The 23,175-nt window shown below is 62.4% G+C and carries 14 protein-coding genes; 12 read left to right on the top strand and 2 right to left on the bottom strand.

The window, feature by feature from the left end:
* The first annotated feature begins 158 nt into the window (after positions 1-158).
* The 6 genes from dgcB to PSH78_RS02375 all read left to right on the top strand — a co-directional run bounded on the left by dgcB (position 159) and on the right by PSH78_RS02375 (position 11,997).
* On the top strand, positions 159-2,108 hold the full coding sequence (gene dgcB, locus PSH78_RS02350) for a dimethylglycine demethylation protein DgcB (protein ID WP_305498295.1): 1,950 nt from the start codon (positions 159-161) through the stop codon (positions 2,106-2,108).
* Positions 2,108-3,328: an electron transfer flavoprotein subunit alpha/FixB family protein gene (locus PSH78_RS02355; RefSeq protein ID WP_305498297.1), complete on the top strand. Its 1,221-nt coding sequence runs from the start codon at positions 2,108-2,110 to the stop codon at positions 3,326-3,328. The genes dgcB and PSH78_RS02355 overlap by 1 nt, the downstream gene beginning before the upstream one ends.
* Positions 3,329-3,343: 15 nt before the next feature.
* Positions 3,344-4,114, top strand: coding sequence for an electron transfer flavoprotein subunit beta (locus PSH78_RS02360; RefSeq protein ID WP_305498298.1), 771 nt, complete (start codon positions 3,344-3,346; stop codon positions 4,112-4,114).
* Positions 4,115-5,248: 1,134 nt separating this feature from the next.
* Complete coding sequence (locus PSH78_RS02365; RefSeq protein ID WP_305498300.1) at positions 5,249-8,701, top strand: GMC oxidoreductase; 3,453 nt, start codon at positions 5,249-5,251, stop codon at positions 8,699-8,701.
* Between the two features lie 155 nt (positions 8,702-8,856).
* Positions 8,857-10,725 (top strand): hypothetical protein, encoded by a 1,869-nt coding sequence (locus PSH78_RS02370; RefSeq protein ID WP_305498301.1) that lies wholly within the window; start codon positions 8,857-8,859, stop codon positions 10,723-10,725.
* A gap of 27 nt (positions 10,726-10,752) precedes the next feature.
* Positions 10,753-11,997 (top strand): metallophosphoesterase, encoded by a 1,245-nt coding sequence (locus PSH78_RS02375; protein WP_305498303.1) that lies wholly within the window; start codon positions 10,753-10,755, stop codon positions 11,995-11,997.
* A 120-nt stretch (positions 11,998-12,117) separates the two neighbouring features.
* Here the strand turns inward: PSH78_RS02375 and gbcA are convergent, their stop codons facing one another.
* On the bottom strand, positions 12,118-13,413 hold the full coding sequence (gene gbcA, locus PSH78_RS02380; protein WP_305498304.1) for a glycine-betaine demethylase subunit GbcA: 1,296 nt from the start codon (positions 13,411-13,413) through the stop codon (positions 12,118-12,120).
* Between the two features lie 282 nt (positions 13,414-13,695).
* On the opposite strand from gbcA, the gene gbcB reads away from it, so the two are divergent.
* Positions 13,696-14,796 (top strand): glycine-betaine demethylase subunit GbcB, encoded by a 1,101-nt coding sequence (gene gbcB / locus PSH78_RS02385; protein WP_305498306.1) that lies wholly within the window; start codon positions 13,696-13,698, stop codon positions 14,794-14,796.
* A 181-nt stretch (positions 14,797-14,977) separates the two neighbouring features.
* Here the strand turns inward: gbcB and PSH78_RS02390 are convergent, their stop codons facing one another.
* Positions 14,978-16,018, bottom strand: coding sequence for a low specificity L-threonine aldolase (locus PSH78_RS02390; protein ID WP_305498307.1), 1,041 nt, complete (start codon positions 16,016-16,018; stop codon positions 14,978-14,980).
* A gap of 194 nt (positions 16,019-16,212) precedes the next feature.
* On the opposite strand from PSH78_RS02390, the gene PSH78_RS02395 reads away from it, so the two are divergent.
* The 5 genes from PSH78_RS02395 to PSH78_RS02415 all read left to right on the top strand — a co-directional run bounded on the left by PSH78_RS02395 (position 16,213) and on the right by PSH78_RS02415 (position 23,102).
* On the top strand, positions 16,213-16,917 hold the full coding sequence (locus tag PSH78_RS02395) for a TraX family protein (protein ID WP_305498309.1): 705 nt from the start codon (positions 16,213-16,215) through the stop codon (positions 16,915-16,917).
* 301 nt (positions 16,918-17,218) lie between these two features.
* Positions 17,219-18,472, top strand: a complete 1,254-nt coding sequence (gene glyA, locus PSH78_RS02400) for a serine hydroxymethyltransferase (protein WP_030139294.1) — start codon at positions 17,219-17,221, stop codon at positions 18,470-18,472.
* Between the two features lie 21 nt (positions 18,473-18,493).
* Positions 18,494-19,744, top strand: coding sequence for a sarcosine oxidase subunit beta (locus PSH78_RS02405; RefSeq protein ID WP_305498311.1), 1,251 nt, complete (start codon positions 18,494-18,496; stop codon positions 19,742-19,744).
* A gap of 14 nt (positions 19,745-19,758) precedes the next feature.
* The gene (locus tag PSH78_RS02410) at positions 19,759-20,088 is read left to right on the top strand and encodes a sarcosine oxidase subunit delta (protein WP_305498313.1); all 330 of its coding nucleotides are present in this window, start codon (positions 19,759-19,761) and stop codon (positions 20,086-20,088) included.
* Entirely contained in the window at positions 20,085-23,102 is a 3,018-nt protein-coding gene (locus tag PSH78_RS02415) for a sarcosine oxidase subunit alpha (protein WP_305498314.1), read from the top strand. The genes PSH78_RS02410 and PSH78_RS02415 overlap by 4 nt, the downstream gene beginning before the upstream one ends.
* Positions 23,103-23,175 lie beyond the last annotated feature (73 nt).

Below are 23,175 nucleotides of genomic sequence, written 5' to 3' on the forward strand. Positions count from 1 at the left end.
TGCACATGATCCTGTGGGAGCGAGCTTGCTCGCGAAAGCGGTGGGTCAGTCAATGCAAATGTGACTGACAGAATGCAATCGCGAGCAAGCTCGCTCCCACAGGCACCGAGTAAGGCATCTCGACCTGCAAGACCCTGAGGTCTTTGGGAGCAACACCTATGTTGAACACCCTTCTTCCAATCCTGCTGTTCGCAGCCATCGGCCTCGCGGTCCTTGGCGCCTTGCGGCGGGTAAACATGTGGCGCCGGGGACGACCGGCCAAGGTCGACCTGATCGGTGGCCTCTTTGCCATGCCCAAGCGCTACATGGTGGATTTGCACCATGTGGTGGCGCGGGACAAATACATTGCCAACACCCACGTCGCCACGGCCGGTGGTGCGGTGGCGTCGATTGTGTTGGCGATCCTGGTCCACGGGTTTGGCCTGCATAACCGCTTCCTCGGCTATGCGTTGCTGCTGATGTCGGCGGTGATGTTCGTTGGCGCGATCTTCATGTACCTGCGTCGGCGCAACCCGCCAGCGCGTTTGTCGAAAGGCCCGTGGATGCGCCTGCCGAAAAGCCTGCTGGCCTTCTCGGCGTCGTTCTTCCTGGTGACCTTGCCGGTGGCGGGCATCCTGCCGGAAAACTTCGGTGGTTGGCTGGTGGCGGCGATCCTGGGCGTCGGCGTGTTGTGGGGCGTGTCGGAATTGTTCTTCGGCATGACCTGGGGCGGGCCGATGAAGCACGCCTTCGCCGGTGCCCTGCACCTGGCCTGGCACCGTCGTGCCGAGCGCTTTGGTGGTGGCCGTTCCACTGGCTTGAAGCCGCTGGACCTGACCGACCCCGCCGCACCGCTGGGCGTGGAAAAACCCAAGGATTTCACCTGGAACCAACTGCTCGGCTTTGACGCTTGCGTGCAGTGCGGCAAGTGCGAAGCGGCCTGCCCGGCGTTCGCCGCCGGCCAGCCGCTGAACCCGAAAAAGCTCATCCAGGACATGGTCGTCGGCCTGGCCGGCGGCACCGATGCGAAGTTCGCCGGCAGTCCTTACCCAGGCAAACCCGTCGGCGAGCACGGCGGTAATCCGCACCAGCCGATCGTCAATGGTCTGGTGGACGCCGAGACGCTGTGGTCCTGCACCACTTGCCGGGCGTGTGTCGAGGAGTGCCCGATGATGATCGAGCACGTCGACGCCATCGTCGACATGCGCCGGCACCTGACCCTGGAAAAAGGCGCCACGCCGAACAAGGGCGCCGAGGTGCTGGAAAACCTCATCGCCACGGACAACCCTGGCGGCTTCGCCCCGGGCGGGCGGATGAACTGGGCGGCGGACCTGAACCTGAATCTGCTCAGCGAGAAAAAATCCGCCGACGTGCTGTTCTGGGTCGGCGACGGTGCCTTCGACATGCGTAACCAGCGCACCTTGCGCGCCTTCGTCAAAATCCTCAAGGCGGCGAAAATCGATTTCGCCGTGCTCGGCCTCGAAGAGCGCGACAGTGGCGACGTGGCCCGACGCCTCGGCGATGAAGCAACGTTCCAGCTATTGGCCAAGCGCAACATCCAGACCCTGGCCAAATACAGCTTCAACCGCATCGTCACCTGCGACCCCCACAGCTTCCACGTGTTGAAAAACGAATACGGCGCCTTTGATGGCAACTACCTGGTGCAGCACCACAGCACCTACCTGGCGGAAATCATCGACGCCGGCGCGCTGAACCTCGGCCAGCACAAGGGCGACAGCGTGACTTATCACGACCCTTGCTACCTGGGCCGCTACAACGGCGAATACGAGGCTCCGCGCCAGGTGCTGCGTGCGCTGGGCATCGAGGTCAAGGAGATGCAGCGTTCCGGTTTCCGTTCCCGTTGCTGCGGCGGCGGTGGCGGTGCGCCGATCACCGACATTCCGGGCAAACAGCGTATTCCTGACATGCGCATGGAAGACATCCGCGAAACCGGCGCCGAACTGGTGGCCGTGGGTTGTCCACAGTGCACCGCAATGCTGGAGGGCGTGGTCGAACCACGACCGATGATCAAGGACATTGCCGAACTGGTGGCCGATGCGCTGCTCGAGGATACGACCCCGAGCAAACCCGTGGCTCCGGCCAAACGTGAACCTGCGGAGGTGCATTGATGAGCGACATCATCCGCCGCGACCCTCGCGCCGAGTGGATCGCCCGTAACCGGCTGCACCCGCTGCACGCGGCCATGCAACCGGTGCAGCACAGCTGGATGGGCCCTAACGGCGTCATTCGCAAGAACGTCCATGGGGTCGGCTTCATCGGCCCCAACGGCATCAAGCGCATCGACCGCAGCGGTGCCCAGCAGGGCGGCGCAACCAAGCGCACTGCGGCCACTGAAGTGCAGTTGCCGCTGCACCAGGTGCCGCAACCGGCGTTCTACATCAGCGTGGTCCCGGACATGGTCGGTGGCCGTCTCAGCAGTCACGACCGCGACCTGTTGGGCCTGGCCCATCAGTTGGCCGGCAGCGAAGGTGCGGTCCTGGCGGTGGTCTTTGGCGAGCATAAGGAAAATGCATTCGCCACGGCGGGCGTGGACCGCTTGCTGGTGCTTGAGGGCGAGGAATTCAGCGGTTATGCACCGGAACAACGGGTCCAAGGCCTGCGGGCTGTGGATAACCAGTTCAACCCACGCCACTGGCTGTTGCCTGACAGCCGCAGCGGTGGCGGCGAACTGGGCCGGCGCTTCGCCGCGGCCCTGGGCGAACGCCCGGCCACTCGTGTCTGGCAGGTCAAGGGCGAAGAGTGCATCGGCCGTGCCGGTGCGGGCCTGCAAGACCTGGCTCGGCCGTTGGCGCGACTGATCCTGGCAGCGGCCGAATGCGCCGAGCCGGTTAGCGAAACCCGCCACGAAGCCTTGCCGGTGGAGTTATCCACAAGCGTGGCGCGCAGCTTGTCGCGGATCGAGGATCTTGGTGCGGTGGCGGTGGATCCGGGCGCGATCCCGATGGCCGAGGCCGAATTCATTTTCTCCGGGGGCAACGGCGTCAAGGACTGGGAGCTTTTCCACAGAACCGCGGCGGCCTTGGGCGCGACCGAAGGCGCTTCGCGGGTGGCGGTGGACGACGGTTTCATGGCCCGCGACCGTCAGGTGGGCGCCAGCGGCACCTGGGTCACCGCACGGGTCTACGTGGCCGTGGGGATTTCCGGGGCGATCCAGCACCTGCAAGGCATCGGTGCCTGCGACAAGGTGGTGGCGATCAACCTTGATCCGGGCTGCGACATGATCAAGCGCGCGGACTTGTCGGTGATCGGCGACAGCGCGGCGATTCTCCAGGCCCTGATCGCGGCGGTAGAGGCTTACCGCAACGAAGCCAGGCGCGATGCGGCTTAAGCTAAGGAAACGTGCATGAGTACCCAAGTGATCAGCCTCGTCTCCATCGGCGCCCACCCGACCTCTGGTCGGCCCCGGCGCGCCGAACAGGACGCCCGCGCCGTGGAGCTGGGCCTGCAACTGGCCGGCAATGAACTGCAAGTGCTGCATGCCGGCGACGTGGCCGAACCGGCACTGCGCGCCTACCTGGGCATGGGCCTGGATGAGCTGCACGTGTTGGATAATCCGGAGGGCGCCGATGCGCTGCCGGCGTTGACCGAATATCTGCGAGACGCTGGCGCCCAAGTGGTGCTCACCGGCAGCCAGGCGGAAACCGGTGAAGGCTCGGGCATGTTGCCGTTTCTGCTGGCGGAAAACCTCGGTTGGCCGTTGGTGGTGGGGTTGGCCCAGGTCGAATCCATCGACAACGGCGTGGCCCTGGTGCTGCAAGCCTTGCCCCGCGGTCAGCGCCGTCGGCTCAAGGTGCGCCTGCCGTTCCTGGCCACTGTGGATAACGCCGCGCCGAAACCACGGCAGAGCGCTTATGGCCCGGCGCGGCGTGGGGCGTTGCAGGCGGAGGAAGTCGAAGTGGTCGACGACACCCTGCTGGCGGTGGCAACCCTGCAACCGGCCAAGCCACGGCCCAAGCGCCTGAAGGTCATCAAGGCCAAGAGCGGCGCCGACCGCATGAAAGCCGCCACGGCCAAGGCCAGCGGCGGCGGTGGGCAGGTGCTCAAGGGTGTCACCCCGGAAGCGGGGGCCGAGGCGATTTTGAAGCTGCTGGTGGAGGAAGGGGTGGTTCGCTAATCCCTCGAACGCCCAGGTTCCCTGTGGGAGCGAGCTTGCTCGCGATAGCGGTCTGTCAGTTAACGATGATGGGGCTCATAGTCCGCCATCGCGAGCAAGCTCGCTCCCACAGGGACCGGCGGCGCATGTGAGTGTTGTGCCTGGCGAAATCTCCTGGTTACCCACAATCCCTGTGTGTCCAACTGTGGATAACCTGTTCGCCCCTCGCTGCATCCCACGTGAATCGGCCTCTGTAGACTTTCGCTCAAAAAACAACCAGTCTAACTTGCGGTTTTTATTGGCTTTTATCTGCGAGCAACGCAGCTTTCCAAGCCAGACTTGCCCCCAATCTCTGTTGGCGCTTCTGTGGATAAGATGTTCGCTCAACGCTGCAACCCATGCAGTACGGGGCTTCCATCGAGTTGATCGATTAATGATCAATCATAGTCTCCAAGTAGAAAAACCACCGCAATAACACCGGGTTAGTGGCTGCTCAGCCGGTTTTCCACAAAGTCGTCAAATTACCCCCAAACGCTGTTGGCGCTTCTGTGGATAACATGTTCGCTCTGTCCTCCAGGGCACGCTGTGCGGGGCTTACGGGGTATTGATCAAAAAGTGGTCAATCAGCCTTCAAACGGCTGTTTGCGAATAAGTCACGGATTTTATTCACATTCGCCCTGACAAAATCCAGATCACCCCGATACTTGTCCCCATTAGCTGTGGGTTGCCATGTGGATAACTTGTTCGTCGAACGCTACAAGTCACGGCGGGCTTAGCGCGGAACGCGATAGATCAAATTTCATACAGTTCTAAGGAACCGCCTTGACGTATGGGTGTCGCCTGTCTTCACTCATGGCACAAGGACAGCGCGACTTTATCCATGCCGGTTCAGGGAGAACGCATGATGGATAGCAAGCCCCCCAATTTGTACCCCGCTTCAACCCCGACGTGCATGCCCACCCCCATGACCTCGTTACCCCGGCGCAACGGTCGGCGTGCCGCCAATCAGCGTGCACGCCTATAGCGCCTGAGGTTCCCTTCCATCAACACCGTTGACTGCCGCTTCAACCCGAACGGGATAGCGGCCAGGCGTTCGTGCGCCTTGAAACTACAGGCAACCGCAGAGTTGCCCCTTCTGCCTGAGAGGACTTGAACATGACACGGATATCGACCCCCATCAGTGAAATCAAGGAACACTACGACGTTATCGTCATCGGTTCCGGCTACGGCGGCGGCATTGCCGCGTCGCGTCTGTCCCGGGCCGGGCGCAAGGTCTGCCTGCTGGAACGTGGCCGGGAAATCCAGCCGGGCGAATACCCCAATACGTTGCTCGCCGCCACCGAGGAGTTGCAGGTACACGACCCCGACGGCCACATCGGTTCGCGTACCGGGCTGTTCGACCTGCATGTCAACGCCCAGCAGAACGTGGTGGTCGGGTGTGGCCTGGGCGGCACGTCGTTGATCAACGCCAACGTCGCCCTGGAAGCCGAGCCTGGCGTGTTCGAGGATCCGCGCTGGCCGCTGGCGATGCGCGAGCACCGCGACACGTTGCTCCAGGACGGCTACGCGCGGGCTCGGGAAATGCTCAAGCCCAACCCGTATCCGGCGTCCTCGCCGAACCTGCCCAAGCTCGACGCCCATAAAAAATCCGCTGATTACCTCAAGCAGGGCGCGCATTTCTACAAGCCGCCGATCAACGTGACTTTCGACAAGTTGCCGAACAACCTCAACCACGTCGGTGTCGAGCAGTTGCCGTGCAACGGCTGTGGCGACTGCGTCTCGGGCTGTAACAACAAGGCCAAGAACACCACGCTGATGAATTATCTGCCGGACGCCTGGAACCATGGCACGGAGATTTTCTGCCAGGCCGAGGTGCGGCACCTGGAGCGCGATGGCGACGGCTGGATCGTGCATTTCCAGTACCTGGACAGTGGTCGCGAAATGTTCTCGGCGCCAACGCTGTTCGTGCGCGCCGATATCGTCGTGGTCTCCGCCGGCACCCTGGGCTCCACCGAGATCATGTTGCGCTCGCGGGACAAGGGCCTGTCGATGTCTGCCCAGTTGGGCGAGAACATGAGCGGCAACGGTGACATCCTCGGCTTCGGCCACAACTGCGACCAGGTCATCAACGGCATCGGTTTTGGCGCTCATTCGGCCAAGGAGCTGGAGCCGGTGGGGCCGTGCATCACCTCGGTGATCGACATGCGCACCGAAGGCGACTGGCGCAGCCGCATGGTCATCGAAGAAGGCTCGATCCCCGGCGCCCTCGGCCGGGCCATGGTGCCGAGCATGGCGGCGTTCGCCGAGATGATCGGCGTGCCCACCGACACCGGCTTCGGTGCCGCCCTCAGGTACAAGGGGCGCGAAGCCGAAAGCTTCCTGCGCGGACCGTACTACGGCGCGCTGCATAACATGCAGACCTACCTGATCATGAGCCATGACAACGGCAAGGGCCGCATGGTCCTCGACAACAAGGACCAGCTGCGCATCGACTGGTCCGGTGTCGGCGAGCAGGAAAACGTTACCCTCGGCAACGAGCGTCTGCACCAGAGCACCAAGGCCCTGGGCGGGATCTGGGTCGAAAACCCGATCTGGACCAAGCTGCTCAAGCACAGCATTGTCTCGGTCCATCCACTGGGCGGTTGCGTGATGGGCGAGGACGCCGCCCAGGGCGTGGTCAATCACAAGGGGCAGGTGTTCAGTGGCGCCAGCGGCACCGACGTCTACCCAGGCCTGTACGTGACGGACGGCTCGGTGATCCCGACGTCCCTGGCGGTCAATCCGCTGCTGACCATTTCAGCGGTGAGTGAACGCAACATGGGCCTGCTGGCGGCCGATCGCGGTTGGCTGATCGATTACACGCTGCCGTCGGCCCCGCGCAAACCAGTGGCGGCACCGACCCTCGGTGTGCAGTTCACCGAAACCATGAAGGGCTATTTTTCCAGCGCCTTCACCCAACCCCAGGGCACCGACCTGGCGCTTTACGAGGAGGCTGCCAAGCGCGGCAAGGCTGACAATTCGCCCATCGAATTTACGCTGACCATCACTGCTGCCGACCTTGATCGTTTGATCAAGGAGCCGGAGCACGCGGCGACCCTGGTGGGCACGCTCGATGCGCCTCTGCTGTCGGCGAAGCCGTTGGTCGCCAGCAACGGCGTGTTCAACCTGTTCGAGCAGTATCAGGCTCAGGTCGGCGTGCGGCACATGAACTACGACATGAAACTGACCGCCGAAGACGGCAGCGACTATTTCTTCAGTGCGTTCAAGACGGTGCCGGAGGACAACGGCGTGCTGAACATCTGGCACGACACCAGCACCCTCTACGTCACGCTCTATCGCGGGCCGGACAAGACCGGCGCGGTGCTCGGCTCGGGGGTGATGCACATCCTGCCGGCGGATTTTGCCAAGCAGATGACCACCATGAAAGTGCTCAACGCCCGCAACGAGCGTGAGCGGGTGGAGGCGCTGGCGCGATTCGGCAAGTTCTTCGCGGGCATCCTGTGGGAGAGTTACGGCGGGGTGTTCGCCGGCGATGTCTATTTCAATCCGGACGCGCCGCCGCGCTTGAAACGGCCGCTGGATGCACCGGCCCCGGTGGTGCATTTTTTCCAGACCGAAGACCGCGTCGAGCTGCGCCTGACGCGCTACCAGGCAGGCAGCAAGGGCCCGGTGATGCTGGTCCATGGCCTGGGCGTGGGCTCGAATATCTTTTCCACCGACACTATCCACACCAACCTGTTGGAGTACCTGTGCAAGCACGAGTACGACGTCTGGCTGCTGGATTTGCGGGTGAGTATCCTGCTGCCGGCCAGCAAAAACGAATGGAACGGCGATCAGGTCGCCCAATACGACTTCAAGGCCGCTATCGGGCAGATACAGCAGGCGACCTCGGCTCGTGACGTGCAATGCGTAGTGCATTGCTACGGCGCGACGACGTTCTTCATGTCGATGCTGGCGGGCCTGCAGGGCGTGCGCTCGGTGGTCTGCTCGCAGATCGCCGCCGACACGGTGGTCGCCACCGCCACCGGGTTGAAGGCCGGTTTGCATTTGCCGGGGATGCTCGATGCCATCGGCATCAAGTCCATGACGGCCTATGCCGACACCAAGGAAAGCTGGTTCAACAAACTCTACGACAAGGCCCTCAACGGCTATGCCCGGATCGAGGCCCAGGGTTACTGCACCAATCCGGTCTGCCACCGCATCACGTTCATGTATGCGTCGCTGTACCGCCACGACACCCTCAACGAAACCCTGCACGACAATCTGCATGAATTGTTCGGCGAGTCGAACATCCAGACCTTCGAGCACCTGGCGCTGATCGTGCGCAAGGGGCACCTGGTGGACTTCAAGGGCAACGACGTCTACATGCCGCATTTCGATCGGTTGAAGTTGCCGATCTGCTTCATCAGCGGCGCCGACAACCAATGCTACTTGCCGCAGAGCACCCTCAAGACCTACGAGCGGTTGTGCGAGATGCACGGTCCGCAGTTGTTCAGCCGTCATGAGGTCCCCGGCTACGGCCACATCGACTGCATGTTCGGCAAGGACGCGGTGGTGGATGTGTATCCGATCATCCTCGGGCACCTGGAGAAGACGGCGCTCGGTTGAAGTATGACTGTCCCGTGGCGAGGGAGCTTGCTCCCGCTCGGCTGCGAAGCAGTCGTCGCTTTTGAAGTCTTGGGGGCCGCTATGCGGCCCAGCGGGAGCAAGCTCCCTCGCCACATGGGTTTTGTGGTGAGTCAGGAATTAAGGAAAAGGATGCCATGAACACTTGTATCCGCTGGTTCCAACGCATCATCTGGATCGGAATCGTCATGAACATGGTCTTCGCGATCCCGGCGCTGTTCGCGCCGGCGTTGCTGACCTCCATGCTTGGCCTGCCGCCGGTGCTGTCCGATCCCTGGCTGGAAAACGCCGGCATGTTGCTGGTGGGGATCAGCCTGTTTTACATGCCCTCGGGGTTCAACGCGCCGCGTTTCGTGGTGCATTCGTGGTTGTGCGTACTGTCGCGCCTGGTGGCGGTGGTGTTCTGGATCTACCTGATCAACACCAACAACCAGGGCCAACTGTTCGTGCCGATGTTGATGGGCGACCTGGGCATGTTCCTGCTCCTGGGCGTGCTGTTGTATCTGGGCAGCCCGCCGGCCAATCGTCCGCTGGCCTTGCTCCGGGCCGGTTGGCGTGAATGGCGTGAAGGCTGGGCACATCGCTGGCAAAGCCATGGCTTCAAGGTTGGCGCGCTGATTGTGCTGCTGGTGCTTGGCTTCATCGGCTACCAGACCTGGTATCAGATGATCCGCGAGGTGCCGCAGCCGGACTTCGCCTCCGACGAAGATCATTACAAATACGCCGCCATCGGCCTGGGCATCGAAGCGCGGATTCCCTACTACCTGTTCGCCGTGCTGCCACAGATGTGCTCGGAAAAACTGCCCAAGCCAGGCGGTTACGAGGTGTTCGGCTTCCTCTATGAAAACGGCAACGACCTGCCCATCGGCATGGCCAAGCGGCAGCTCGGTTACCCCACGGTGGAGCCCAACTGCGCGCTGTGCCACACCGGTTCCTACCGGGCCAATGCCACTGACGTAGCGGTTCCGGTCGCCGCCGCGCCGGCCAACACCCTGCAATTGCAAGCCTTCCAGTGGTTCGCCTACGAGTGTGCCAGCGATCCGAAATTCACCCCGGACGCGGTGATGGCGGCGATCAACGGCAAGTTCCAGCTGGGGTTCTTCGAAAAGCTCTATAACCGCTACCTGATCATTCCGATGGCCAAGAGCGCGCTGCTCAAGCAGAAACAGGCGTACGCCTGGCAGAAGCTGCGTCCGGCCCAGGGACCGGGGCGGACCGACACGTTCAACCCGACCAAGATGGTGGTCTTCGGCTTCCCGGATGATTCCACCATCGGCACCGTGGACTTGCCGCAGGTGTGGAACCAGAAACCCCGCGAGTCCATGTACCTGCATTGGGACGGCAACAACAACAAGATCCAAGAACGCAACTACGCCGCCGCCATGGCCGTGGGCGCGACGCCGGAATCGGTGCTGCCGCCGAGCTTCAACCGGGTGACCAACTGGTTGCTGGGCCACAAGCCACCGGCCTGGCCGTTCGCCCTGGATCAGGCGAAAGTCGCCCAGGGCAAACCGATCTGGGAGCAGAACTGTGCCGGTTGCCACGACTTCGGCCGCAGCGACACCGGCCAGGTCACCACCAACATCGACCAGTTGGGCACCGATCCCCATCGGCTGAATTCCTTCACCACCGGGCTGGTGACGGCCTTCCACGGTTTCAAGAAACCGCCGTTCGACTTTGGCGCCTACCGCAAGACCCAGAGCTACAGCAATACGCCCACTGACGGCATCTGGCTGCGCGCGCCGTACCTGCATAACGGTTCGGTGCCGACCCTGTGGGATCTGCTGCAAACACCCGAGCAGCGCCCGCAAGTGTTCTACACCGGTTCCGACATCTACGACCCGCAGAAGGTTGGTTTCATCACCAGTGGCGCGCAGATGAAGGCGTCGGCGGATTTCAAATACGACACTCGCCTGGAGGGCAACCACAACGGCGGCCACCTGTACGGCACGCAGCTGTCGGACGTCGACAAACGGGCTTTGATCGAATTCATGAAGACCCTGTAGTCCGGGGCAAAACGAAGGAGCGTTCACATGTCATTACTGCACCATTGGGAACATGAGTTCGACAAGGTCAAGGTCCGCCTGCACGGGTTGGTCACGCGGCTGGAAATGTCCTGGAAAAAACTCGTCAATGACCTGGAGCCCGAGGAGTTCCAGGCCATCGTCAAGCTGCTCGAGCGTGGCCACGCTCAAGCCCGGCATGTCATTGATCATGGTGATTTGCCCGACGATGAACCGGCCGTGCCGTGGGAACTGGCCCACGGCCTGTCGATTCTGAAAATCGGCAACGCCACGCCTTTGCCGCAAAAGGAAGAGGAGTTGCCAACCCGAGTGCTCAAGGACGGCACCTTGCTCGGTTGTCGCAAATGGGAGCTGCTGGACCTGTTATGGAGCGAGGCGCTGCTCAAGTGGATCGAGAACCTGCGTCACCACGCACCGTTCGCTACCACCCCGGCGCTGGTGAAAATGGACAATGACGTGGTGCTGGCCATTGCCGGCGACTGGGGCACCGGCCCGTTCGACAGTCACGCACCCGCCGTGGCCGTCGCCAACCAGATGCAACTGGCCCAGGCCGATTTCACCATCCACCTGGGGGATGTCTACTACGCCGGCACCCACTCCCAGGAAGACGTCGACATGGCCGGCTGGCCCCAGGGCAGGCACGGCTCGTTCACGCTCAATTCCAACCATGAGATGTACAGCGGCGGCCACGGCTATTTCAGGGAATTGGCCAAGCGCTTTCCAGTGCAGCAGGGCACCAGCTACTTTGCCTTGTACAACGACGACTGGCTGGTGGTTGGCCTGGACAGCGCCTATGCCTCGGACGCGATGAACCTGTACATGGACGGCACCCTCAACAGCCAGCAGATCGAGTGGATGAAAAGCCTGCCCAAGCGCAAGAAACTGATGGTGCTCAGCCATCACCAGGGTTTTGATATTTCCGGACACCACAAGACCGCGCTCTATCAACCGGTGTGCGATGCACTGGGGCGTGAGCCGGATTACTGGTATTGGGGCCATCTGCACAACGGCATCTGCTACGCGCCGCAAGACGGGCTGCAGGCGCGTTGCGTCGGGCATGGAGCGATTCCCTACGGCACCACCAGCGAGTTGAACGGGCATCCTCGGGTGTTGTGGTCGGAAACACAATTGGCGGGGGACGAGGCGTATCCGGAGCGGGTGTTGAACGGGTATGTGAAGGTGCGGCTGGCGGGGGAGGAGATTGTCGAGACGTTTTATGGGGAGGATGGGTCGGTGCGGTGGTCTTCAAAATAATCGGGTGAATGTAAAGCCGCCTTCGCGAGCAGGCTCGCTCCCACATTTGATCCTTGGTGCGCCAAAGAACCTTTGTGGGAGCGAGCTTGCTCCGGGCGGCGATCCGACGATGCTTCGGACTTAGCCCTGGACTGGCACGCCCTTGAGGTACGGCGCCGGTTCGGCCCCGAGGTTGTTGAGCATGCGCTCGCTGTACCAGTCGACGAAGTTCACCACGCCGAATTCGTAAGTCTTCGAGTACGGACCCGGCTGGTAGGCGGTGGAGTTGATGCCGCGCTGGTTTTCTTCGGCCAGGCGACGGTCCTGGTCGTTGGTGGCGTCCCAGACCTGGCGCATGCGCTCCACGTCATAGTCCACGCCTTCGACCGCGTCCTTGTGCACCAGCCATTTGGTGGTGACCATGGTTTCCTGGGCGCTGATCGGCCACACCGTGAAGACGATGATGTGGTCGCCCATGCAGTGGTTCCATGAGTGCGGCAGATGAAGGATGCGCATCGAGCCCAGGTCCGGGTTCTTGATGCGGCCCATCAGCTTGGCGCAGCCCTGCTTGCCGTCCATCGTCATCGACACGGTGCCCTTGAGCAGCGGCATGCGCACGATGCGGTTGCGCAGGCCGAAGCTGGCGTGGGCGTAAGGGATCTTCTCGGCATCCCAGGCAGCGGCGGAAGCGGCCACATGATCCTTGAACGCCTGGTCGGCCCGCGGGTCGGTGACGTCGTCCCATTCCAGCAGGGTCTTGAGCAATTCAGGGTGCGAGGCGTTGCAGTGGTAGCACTCGCGGTTGTTTTCCAGCACCAGTTTCCAGTTGGCCTTTTCCATCAAGGTGGTTTGCACCGCCACCTTGGTGTTTTCCATGTCGTAGGGTTCCATGTAGTGGTTCAGGGTCGACAGGAAATCATCGATGGCCGGTGGGTTCTCGGCCAGGCTGATGAAGATGTAGCCGCCGGCGGTCTTCACGTTCACGGGCTTGAGGCCGTACTGCTTCATGTCGAAGTCGGCGCCCATCTCGGTGCCGGCGAACAGCAGGCGACCGTCCAGTTCGTAGGTCCACTGGTGGTAATGGCAGACCAGCTTGGCGACCTTGCCCTTGTCGCTGGTGCACAACCGCGAGCCACGGTGGCGGCAGACGTTATGGAACGCGTGCACCACGCCTTCGGCGCCGCGAATCACGATGATCGGGTTCTTGCCGACCTGCAGCGTCAGGTAGTTGCCCTTGGCCGGAATTTCGCAGGTCATGCCGGCGATCAACCATTCCTTCTGAAAGATTTCCTGCATGTCGATATCAAACAGGCGCTCATCGGAGTAGAACGGCTGCGGCAGCGAAAAGGTCCGCTCGCGCTCTTGCAGCATTTGCGCGGTGGCCTTGCGTGCGGGTTCCAGCGGATCGCCCAGGCTCAGGGTAGTGGTGACGTCCATCGTTTTATCCTCATGGCCATCTCTGTGGCCGGCGAAAGTGGCTAATCAAGGGTGCTACGCAAGGCAGAAAATATTGTTTATCTGTTGGGGCGAGTGTGGGGCCGCGCTGGGGCGCAACCTTATCCATGGGCGACATGGCCCAATCTGTTCCCGACGCGCGAGCCCCGGTAGTTAGGGGCTGGTCGCGATAAGTATGTGAATGTCGCAGATAGGTAAATGGCGGTGCAGGCGCCTGCGCACAATCGCCAACATGAAGGCCGACAGTCGGCCGTGGAGATCAGCATGTCCAATAATTTCCTGAACCCGGTCACCACCCAGACCTGGGCCAATGGCCGACATATCGTTCGTTGCGTCAAAGTCATCCAGGAAACCTGGGATGTGCGCACCTTTTGCTTCATGGCCGACCAGCCGATCATGTTCTTTTTCAAGCCTGGGCAATTCGTCACCCTGGAGCTGGAAATCGAAGGCCAGCCGATCATGCGTTCCTACACGATCTCCAGTTCGCCGTCGGTGCCCTACAGTTTCTCGGTGACCATCAAGCGCGTTCCGGGGGGCAAGGTCTCCAACTGGCTGCACGACACGCTGCATGAAGGCCAGGAACTGGCGGTGCACGGGCCGGTGGGGTTGTTCAATGCCATGGATTTCCCGAGCCCGAAGGTCCTGTATCTCAGTGGTGGCGTCGGGATCACGCCGTGCATGTCCATGGCCCGCTGGTTCTACGACACCAACGCCAACGTCGACATGACCTTTGTCCACAGCGCCCGCTCGCCCAAGGACATCATCTACCACCGCGAGCTGGAGCACATGGCGTCGCGGATCGATAACTTCAGCTTGCACCTGATCTGCGAAAAGCATGGTTTGGGCGAGCCGTGGGCCGGGTATCGCGGTTACCTGAACCACAAGATGCTGGAACTGATGGTGCCGGATTTCCTTGAGCGCGAAGTGTTCTGCTGCGGCCCGACGCCGTACATGAGCGCGGTCAAGCGCCTGCTGGAAGCGGCCGGCTACGACATGAAGCGCTATCACGAGGAATCTTTCGGCGCCACGCCACCGGAAGCTCGCGCCGATGCGGTGGAGCAGGCCGAACAGGCGGCGGATGCGCCTGAAGTCGACCAGGCGGACCTGCATCAGGTGGAATTCGTCGCGTCGGGCAAGAGCATCGGCGTAGCACCGGGCGAAACCGTCCACGCGGCCGCAGCCAAGCTTGGCCTGATGATTCCCAAGGCGTGCGGCATGGGCATCTGCGGCACTTGCAAGGTCATGAAGCTCGGCGGCGAAGTGGAGATGGAGCACAACGGCGGCATCACCGAGGACGATGAGGCCGAGGGTTACATCCTGTCGTGCTGCAGCGTGCCGAAGGGGGATGTGCGGATCGAGTTTTAACCCGTTCTTTCAGGTCCGCGATGAGCTCCTTAGTGGCGAGGGGATTTATCCCCGTTGGGCTGCGAAGCAGCCCTAAAGCAATCAACTCGATCAATCTGATACATCGTGTCCGCAGATTCAGGGCCGCTTCGCGGCCCAGCGGGGATAAATCCCCTCGCCACAGGTGAGCCCGCAATATTTCCTAGGCCGCCATCACTTCCCGAATATCCGCCGCCAACTCCCGCACTCGCGCTTCTTCGGTATCCCACGAGCACATGAACCGTGCGCCGCCCTTGCCGATGAAGGTGTAGAAGCGCCAGCCCCGTGCGGTCAGTGCGGCGATGGCCGGTTCCGAGAGTTGCAGGAACACGCCGTTGGCCTGGACCGGGAACATCAACTCGACGCCGGGAATATCACTGACCAGTTGCGCCAGCAACTGCGCGCAACGGTTGGCGTGGCGGGCATGCTTGAGCCAGGCGTCGTTCTGCAGCAAGCCGACCCAGGGCGCGGAGAGGAAGCGCATCTTCGAGGCCAGTTGCCCGGCCTGTTTGCAGCGATAATCGAAGTCTTCCGCCAGGTCGTGGTTGAAGAACAGGATCGCTTCGCCCACCGCCATGCCGTTTTTCGTGCCGCCGAAGCACAGCACGTCGACGCCGGCCTTCCAGGTCAGGTCGGCCGGGGTGCAGCCGAGGAAGGCGCAGGCGTTGGAGAAGCGCGCGCCGTCCATATGCAGGTTCAGCCCCAGTTCCTTGCAGGTAACGCTAATGGCGCGAATCTCTTCCGGTGTATAGACGCTGCCGACTTCCGTGGCCTGGGTCAGGGTCACCACGCGCGGCTTGGGGTAGTGGATATCCTGGCGCTTGAGGGCGATCTCGCGGATCGACTCGGGGGTCAGCTTGCCGTTTTCGGTGCGTGCGACCAAGAGCTTGGAGCCGTTGGAGAAAAATTCCGGCGCGCCGCATTCGTCGGTTTCGACGTGGGCGGTTTCCGAGCAGATCACGCTGTGGTAACTCTGGCACAACGACGACAGGGCCAGGGAATTGGCGGCCGTGCCGTTGAACGCGAAGAACACTTCGCAGTCGGTTTCGAACAAGGCACGGAAATCATCCGCGGCGCGGTGGGTCCATTCATCGTCGCCATAGGCGCGCTGGTGGCCCTGGTTGGCTTCTTCCATGGCCGCCCAGGCTTCGGGGCAAATACCGGAATAGTTGTCGCTGGCGAATTGTTGGCTCTTGTCGGTCATGGCCTTGCTCCTTGAATAGAGAGTCCTGGGTAAGAGATCCCTGGTGGAATTCCCGGGTGAGGGGTTCCATGGTTCGGCGTGTTTGGGTCCACAGCGCCGTGGTCGATAGTGGTGCGCACTTTACCCAAGATTAGCGAGGGAGCACACGGGATGTTTCGGTCAGAAAATCACAGAATCAGCGGGCCGCTGTACACATGAGTCAGCGCGACGCTGCGCTGGACTTGCTCAAGTGGCTGGCACTGTTGTCGATGGTCTTCGATCATCTGCGATATGTCGGTTTTTCCGCCGATTGGCTTTATGTGCCGGGACGCTTGGCATTTCCCTGGTTCTGTCTGGCGATGGCGGCCAACCTCGCACGCAACGGCGCCAGCTCCCTTCCATGGCGTTACCTGGGCTGGCTGTTGCTGTTCAGCGCCATCAGTGAAATCCCCTACCGCTTGTTCGTTCCCAACCCCACGACATTGAACGTGATGCCGACGCTGGTGCTGGGATTGTTGGTGGCGCGCTGTTGGCAAACCCCCACCTTGCAGGCTCGATGCCTGGCGGTGGCGGCGCTGCTGCTGGCAGCGCTGTGCTCGTCACAGTTGATGTTCGGGTTTTACGGCGTGCTGCTGCCGTTGGCGATGTTGCTGGTGCATCGCCGGCCTTGGTATTTCGCGTTGCTGCCGGGAACGGTCTGCGTGGCGGCCAATCAATGGCGGGTGTTGTATGGCGCGGCATGGCTGGGTGACACGGTGGCGGTCTGGGGGCTGGTGGCTTGCCTGATTGCGCCATGGCTTGGGCTGATGCTGTTGCGCCACGCGGGCTCTTTCCGTCCACCGGCAATGCGGCGCTGGGCATACACGCTGTACCCCGCGCATTTTCTTTTGTTGCTCGCGGTTCGCAACTGGGTGGCTTGAACTGAACCTGTGGCGAGGGGATTTATCCCCGTTGGGCTGCGAAGCAGCCCCAAGGCAGCAAACTCGGTCAGCCTGACACGCCGCGCCTGCAGGTTTCAGGGCCGCTTCGCGCCCCAGCGGGGATAAATCCCCTCGCCACACTAACCGCGTCCTATCCCATGTCGTAAACGCACCTTTGCGTGGCGTCCATAGGCATTTGACCTGCCTGCGCCGGCCATACCATCGCATCCAAAGGGCACGACCGAAACGGTCCGTGCCTCACCGAGACGAAAGGCGCACCGCCGCCGCTGGGAGAGACGCGATGTTCAGCAAGCAAGACCAAATCCAGGGTTACGACGATGCACTGCTGGCGGCGATGAATGCCGAGGAGCAACGCCAGGAAGATCACATCGAACTGATCGCGTCGGAGAACTACACCAGCAAGCGCGTGATGCAGGCCCAGGGCAGCGGCCTGACCAACAAGTACGCCGAAGGTTACCCGGGCAAGCGCTACTACGGTGGCTGCGAGCACGTCGACAAGGTCGAAGCCCTGGCCATCGAGCGCGCCAAACAACTGTTCGGCGCCGATTACGCCAACGTCCAGCCGCATTCCGGTTCATCGGCCAACAGCGCCGTGTACCTGGCCTTGCTGCAAGCCGGCGATACCATCCTGGGCATGAGCCTGGCCCACGGCGGTCACCTGACCCACGGTGCCAAGGTGTCGTCCTCGGGCAAGCTGTACAACGCGGTGCAATACGGCATCGACACCACCACGGGCCTGATCGACTATGACGAAGTCGAGCGCCTGGCGGTCGAGTGCAAGCCGAAGATGATCGTTGCCGGTTTTTCTGCCTATTCCAAGACCCTGGATTTCCCACGCTTTCGCCAGATCGCCGACAAGGTCGGTGCGCTGCTGTTCGTCGACATGGCCCACGTCGCCGGCCTGGTTGCCGCCGGCCTGTACCCGAACCCGCTGCCGTACGCCGACGTGGTCACCACCACTACCCACAAGACCCTGCGCGGCCCGCGTGGTGGCCTGATCCTGGCCAAGGCCAACGAAGAGATCGAGAAAAAGCTCAACGCCGCGGTATTCCCCGGCGCCCAGGGCGGCCCGCTGATGCACGTCATCGCTGGCAAGGCGGTGTGCTTCAAGGAAGCGGCGGAGCCGGGCTTCAAGGCTTACCAGCAGCAAGTGATCGACAACGCCCAGGCCATGGCGGGCGTGTTCATCAAGCGCGGCTACGATGTAGTGTCCGGCGGCACCGACAACCACCTGTTCCTGGTCAGCCTGATCCGTCAGGGCCTGACCGGCAAGGACGCGGACGCCGCCCTGGGCCGCGCCCACATCACCGTCAACAAGAACGCCGTGCCGAACGACCCGCAATCGCCGTTCGTGACCTCGGGCCTGCGCATCGGTACGCCGGCAGTGACCACCCGCGGCTTCAAGGTGACCCAGTGCGTCACGCTGGCCGGCTGGATCTGCGACATCCTCGACAACCTCGGCGATGCCGATGTCGAGGCCAATGTCGCGCAGCAAGTGGCGGCCTTGTGCGCGGACTTCCCGGTTTATCGCTGAGTCGGTTTTGGAGTAATGACTATGCAACGCTATTCGGGCTTCGGCCTCTTCAAACACTCACTCAGCCATCATGAAAACTGGCAGCGGATGTGGCGCACGCCGACCCCGAAAAAGGTCTACGACGTGGTCATTGTCGGCGGCGGCGGGCATGGTCTGGCGACCGCCTACTACCTGGCCAAGGAGCACGGCATCACCAACGTGGCCGTGGTCGAGAAGGGCTGGCTGGGCGGCGGTAACACCGCGCGCAACACCACCATCGTGCGTTCCAACTACCTGTGGGACGAATCGGCCCACCTGTACGAACACGCGATGAAACTCTGGGAAGGCCTGTCCCAGGACCTGAACTACAACGTGATGTTCTCCCAGCGTGGCGTCTACAACCTGTGCCACACCTTGCAGGATATCCGTGATTCCGAGCGCCGCGTCAGCGCCAACCGCCTCAACGGCGTAGACGGCGAACTGCTCGATGCCAAGCAAGTGGCTGACGAGATCCCGTACCTGGATTGCTCGAAGAACACCCGTTATCCGGTGATGGGCGCCACCGTCCAGCGTCGCGGCGGCGTGGCCCGTCACGATGCCGTGGCCTGGGGCTTTGCCCGGGCGGCGGACGCCTTGGGCGTGGACCTGATCCAGCAGACCGAAGTGATCGGTTTCCGCAAGGAAAACGGCGTGTGCATCGGCGTGGAGACCAACAAGGGCTTCATCGGCGCCAAGCGCGTCGGCGTAGTGACCGCCGGTAACTCCGGGCACATGGCCAAGCTTGCCGGTTTCCGCCTGCCGGTCGAGTCCCATCCGCTGCAAGCGCTGGTGTCCGAGCCGATCAAGCCGATTATCGACAGTGTGATCATGTCCAACGCCGTGCACGGCTACATCAGCCAGTCCGACAAGGGCGACCTGGTGATCGGCGCCGGTATCGACGGCTACAACGGCTACGGCCAGCGTGGCTCGTACCCGGTGATCGAGCACACCATCCAGGCCATCGTCGAGATGTTCCCGGTGCTCTCGCGGGTGCGCATGAACCGCCAGTGGGGCGGCATCGTCGACACCACGCCGGACGCCTGCCCGATCATCTCCAAGACGCCAGTGCCGAACATGTTCTTCAACTGCGGTTGGGGCACCGGCGGCTTCAAGGCGACACCTGGCTCGGGCAACGTATTTGCCGCGAGCCTGGCCAAGGGTGAAATGCACCCATTGGCCGCACCTTTCTCCATCGACCGTTTCCACAACGGTGCGTTGATCGATGAACACGGCGCTGCTGCGGTTGCCCACTAACAGGAGAAATCCCCATGTTGCATATCTTCTGTCCTCACTGTGGCGAACTGCGCTCCGAAGAGGAATTCCATGCATCCGGCCAGGCGCACATCCCGCGTCCGCTGGATCCGAACGCCTGCACCGACGAGGAGTGGGGCGACTACATGTTCTTTCGCGACAACCCTCGCGGCCTGCACCACGAGTTGTGGATTCATGCCGCCGGTTGCCGCCAGTACTTCAACGCGACCCGTGACACCCTGACCTACGAGATTCTCGAAACCTACAAGATCGGTCAAAAGCCGCAATTCACCGACAAGGCTGACAGTCCGAAAGCGGCCGCGCAGGCTCTGGGAGAGAAGGTATGAGCCAGATCAATCGCCTGTCCAACGGCGGACGGATCGACCGCAACAAAGTGCTGACATTCACCTTCAACGGCCAGAGCTACAAAGGCTTCGAAGGCGATTCCCTGGCCGCCGCGCTGCTGGCCAACGGTGTCGACATCATTGGTCGCAGCTTCAAGTATTCCCGTCCGCGCGGCATCTTTGCCGCCGGTGCGGAAGAGCCGAACGCGGTGCTGCAGATCGGCGCCACCGAAGCCACGCAGATCCCGAACGTGCGCGCCACGCAACAGGCGCTGTATCAGGGACTGGTCGCCACCAGCACCAACGGCTGGCCGAACGTCAACAACGACATGATGGGGATTCTCGGCAAGGTCGGCGGCAAGCTGATGCCGCCGGGCTTCTACTACAAAACCTTCATGTACCCGCAATCGTTCTGGATGACTTACGAGAAGTACATCCGCAAGGCCGCAGGGTTGGGTCGCTCGCCGACCGAGAACGATCCGGATACCTACGACTACATGAACCGTCACTGCGACGTGCTGATCGTCGGCGCTGGCCCTGCTGGCCTGGCCGCAGCATTGGCCGCGGCCCGCAGCGGTGCGCGAGTGATCCTGGCCGATGAGCAGGAAGAGTTCGGCGGCAGCCTGCTCGACTCCCGCGAGAGCCTGGACGGCAAGCCGGCGACCGAGTGGGTCGCGGCGGCGGTGGCTGAACTGCGCTCGATGCCCGAGGTGGTGTTGCTGCCTCGCGCCACGGTGAACGGTTACCACGACCACAACTTCCTGACCATCCACGAGCGCCTCACCGATCACCTCGGCGACCGCGCACCGATTGGCCAGGTCCGCCAGCGCATCAACCGGGTTCGCGCCAAGCGCGTGGTGCTGGCGACTGGTGCTTGCGAGCGCCCGCTGGTCTACGGCAACAACGACGTGCCGGGCAACATGCTCGCGGGTGCGGTTTCTACCTACATCCGCCGCTACGGCGTGGCGCCGGGCAAGAAACTCGTGTTGAGTACCAACAACGACCACGCCTATCGCGTCGCCCTGGACTGGTTCGACGCCGGCCTGCAAGTGGTGGCCGTCGCCGATGCCCGCAGCAACCCGCGTGGCGCGCTGGTGGAAGAAGCCCGCGCCAAGGGTATCCGCATCCTTACCGGCAGCGCCGTGATCGAAGCCCGTGGCAGCAAGCGCGTCAGCGGGGCACGTGTGGCCGCGATCGACGTTCGTGCCCACAAAGTCACCAGCCCTGGCGAATGGCTGGACTGCGACCTGGTGGCCAGTTCCGGCGGCTACAGCCCGGTGGTCCACCTGGCTTCGCACCTGGGCGGCAAGCCGATCTGGCGTGAAGACATCCTCGGTTTCGTGCCGGGCGAAGCACCGCAGAAACGCGTGTGCGTCGGCGGTGTGAATGGCGTCTACGGTCTCGGCGATTCCTTGGCCGACGGTTTTGAAGGCGGCGTGCGCGCGGCCAGCGAAGCCGGCTTCAAGGCTGTGGAGGGCGTGTTGCCCAAGGCCCTGAGCCGTCATGAAGAACCGACCCTGGCGTTGTTCCAGGTGCCTCATGAAAAAACCACCGCACGGGCGCCGAAGCAATTCGTCGACCTGCAGAACGACGTCACCGCTGCCGCCATCGAACTCGCCACCCGCGAAGGCTTCGAGTCGGTGGAGCACGTCAAGCGCTACACCGCACTGGGCTTCGGCACCGACCAGGGCAAGCTGGGCAACGTCAACGGCCTGGCCATCGCGGCCCGCTCGCTGAACGTGAGCATCCCGCAGATGGGCACCACCATGTTCCGTCCGAACTACACGCCGGTGACCTTCGGCGCGGTGGCCGGCCGGCACTGCGGGCACATCTTCGAGCCGGTGCGCTTCACCGCGCTGCATGCCTGGCATGTGAAAAACGGCGCCGAGTTCGAAGACGTCGGCCAGTGGAAACGGCCTTGGTACTTCCCGAAGAACGGCGAAGACCTGCATGCCGCGGTCAAGCGCGAATGCAAGGCCGTGCGCGACAGCGTCGGCCTGCTGGACGCCTCGACCCTGGGCAAGATCGACATCCAGGGCCCGGATGCCCGTGAGTTCCTCAACCGCATCTACACCAACGCCTGGACCAAGCTCGACGTGGGCAAGGCCCGCTACGGCCTGATGTGCAAGGAAGACGGCATGGTCTTTGACGACGGCGTGACTGCCTGTCTGGCCGACAACCACTTCCTGATGACCACCACCACTGGCGGTGCGGCCCGTGTACTGCAATGGCTGGAGATCTACCAGCAGACCGAATGGCCGGACCTGAAGGTGTATTTCACCTCGGTTACCGACCACTGGGCGACCATGACCCTGTCGGGGCCCAATAGCCGCAAGCTGCTGAGCGAAGTCACCGATATCGACCTGGACAAGGACGGCTTCCCGTTCATGACCTGGAAGGAGGGCCTGGTGGGCGGCGTGCCGGCGCGGGTGTTCCGCATCTCGTTCACCGGTGAGCTGTCGTACGAAATCAACGTGCAGGCCGACTACGCCATGGGCGTGCTTGAACAGATCGTCGAGGCCGGCAAGAAGTACAACCTGACCCCGTATGGCACCGAGACCATGCATGTGTTGCGGGCCGAGAAGGGCTTCATCATCGTCGGCCAGGACACCGACGGCTCGATGACCCCGGACGACCTGAACATGGGCTGGTGCGTTGGCCGGACCAAGCCGTTCTCGTGGATCGGCTGGCGTGGGATGAATCGCGAAGACTGCGTGCGTGAAGAACGCAAGCAACTGGTGGGCCTCAAGCCGATCGACCCGAATGTCTGGCTGCCGGAAGGCGCGCAGCTGGTGTTCAACCCCAAGCAGGCGATCCCGATGTCGATGGTCGGCCACGTGACCTCCAGCTATGCGCATAACTCCCTGGGTTATTCGTTTGCCATGGGCGTGGTCAAGGGCGGCTTGAAGCGCCTCGGCGAGCGAGTCTTCGCACCGCTGGCGGATGGCCGGGTGATCGAGGCAGAGATCGTTTCTTCGGTGTTCTTCGATCCGAAGGGGGATCGGCAGAACGTTTAAAGGCTTGAGGTCCTGGTGGGAGCAGTTGTTCTGCGTCGTCTGCTTCGCGAGCAGGCTCGCTCCCACAGGAGAC

Source organism: Pseudomonas sp. FP198 (assembly GCF_030687895.1).
Classification (GTDB): domain Bacteria; phylum Pseudomonadota; class Gammaproteobacteria; order Pseudomonadales; family Pseudomonadaceae; genus Aquipseudomonas.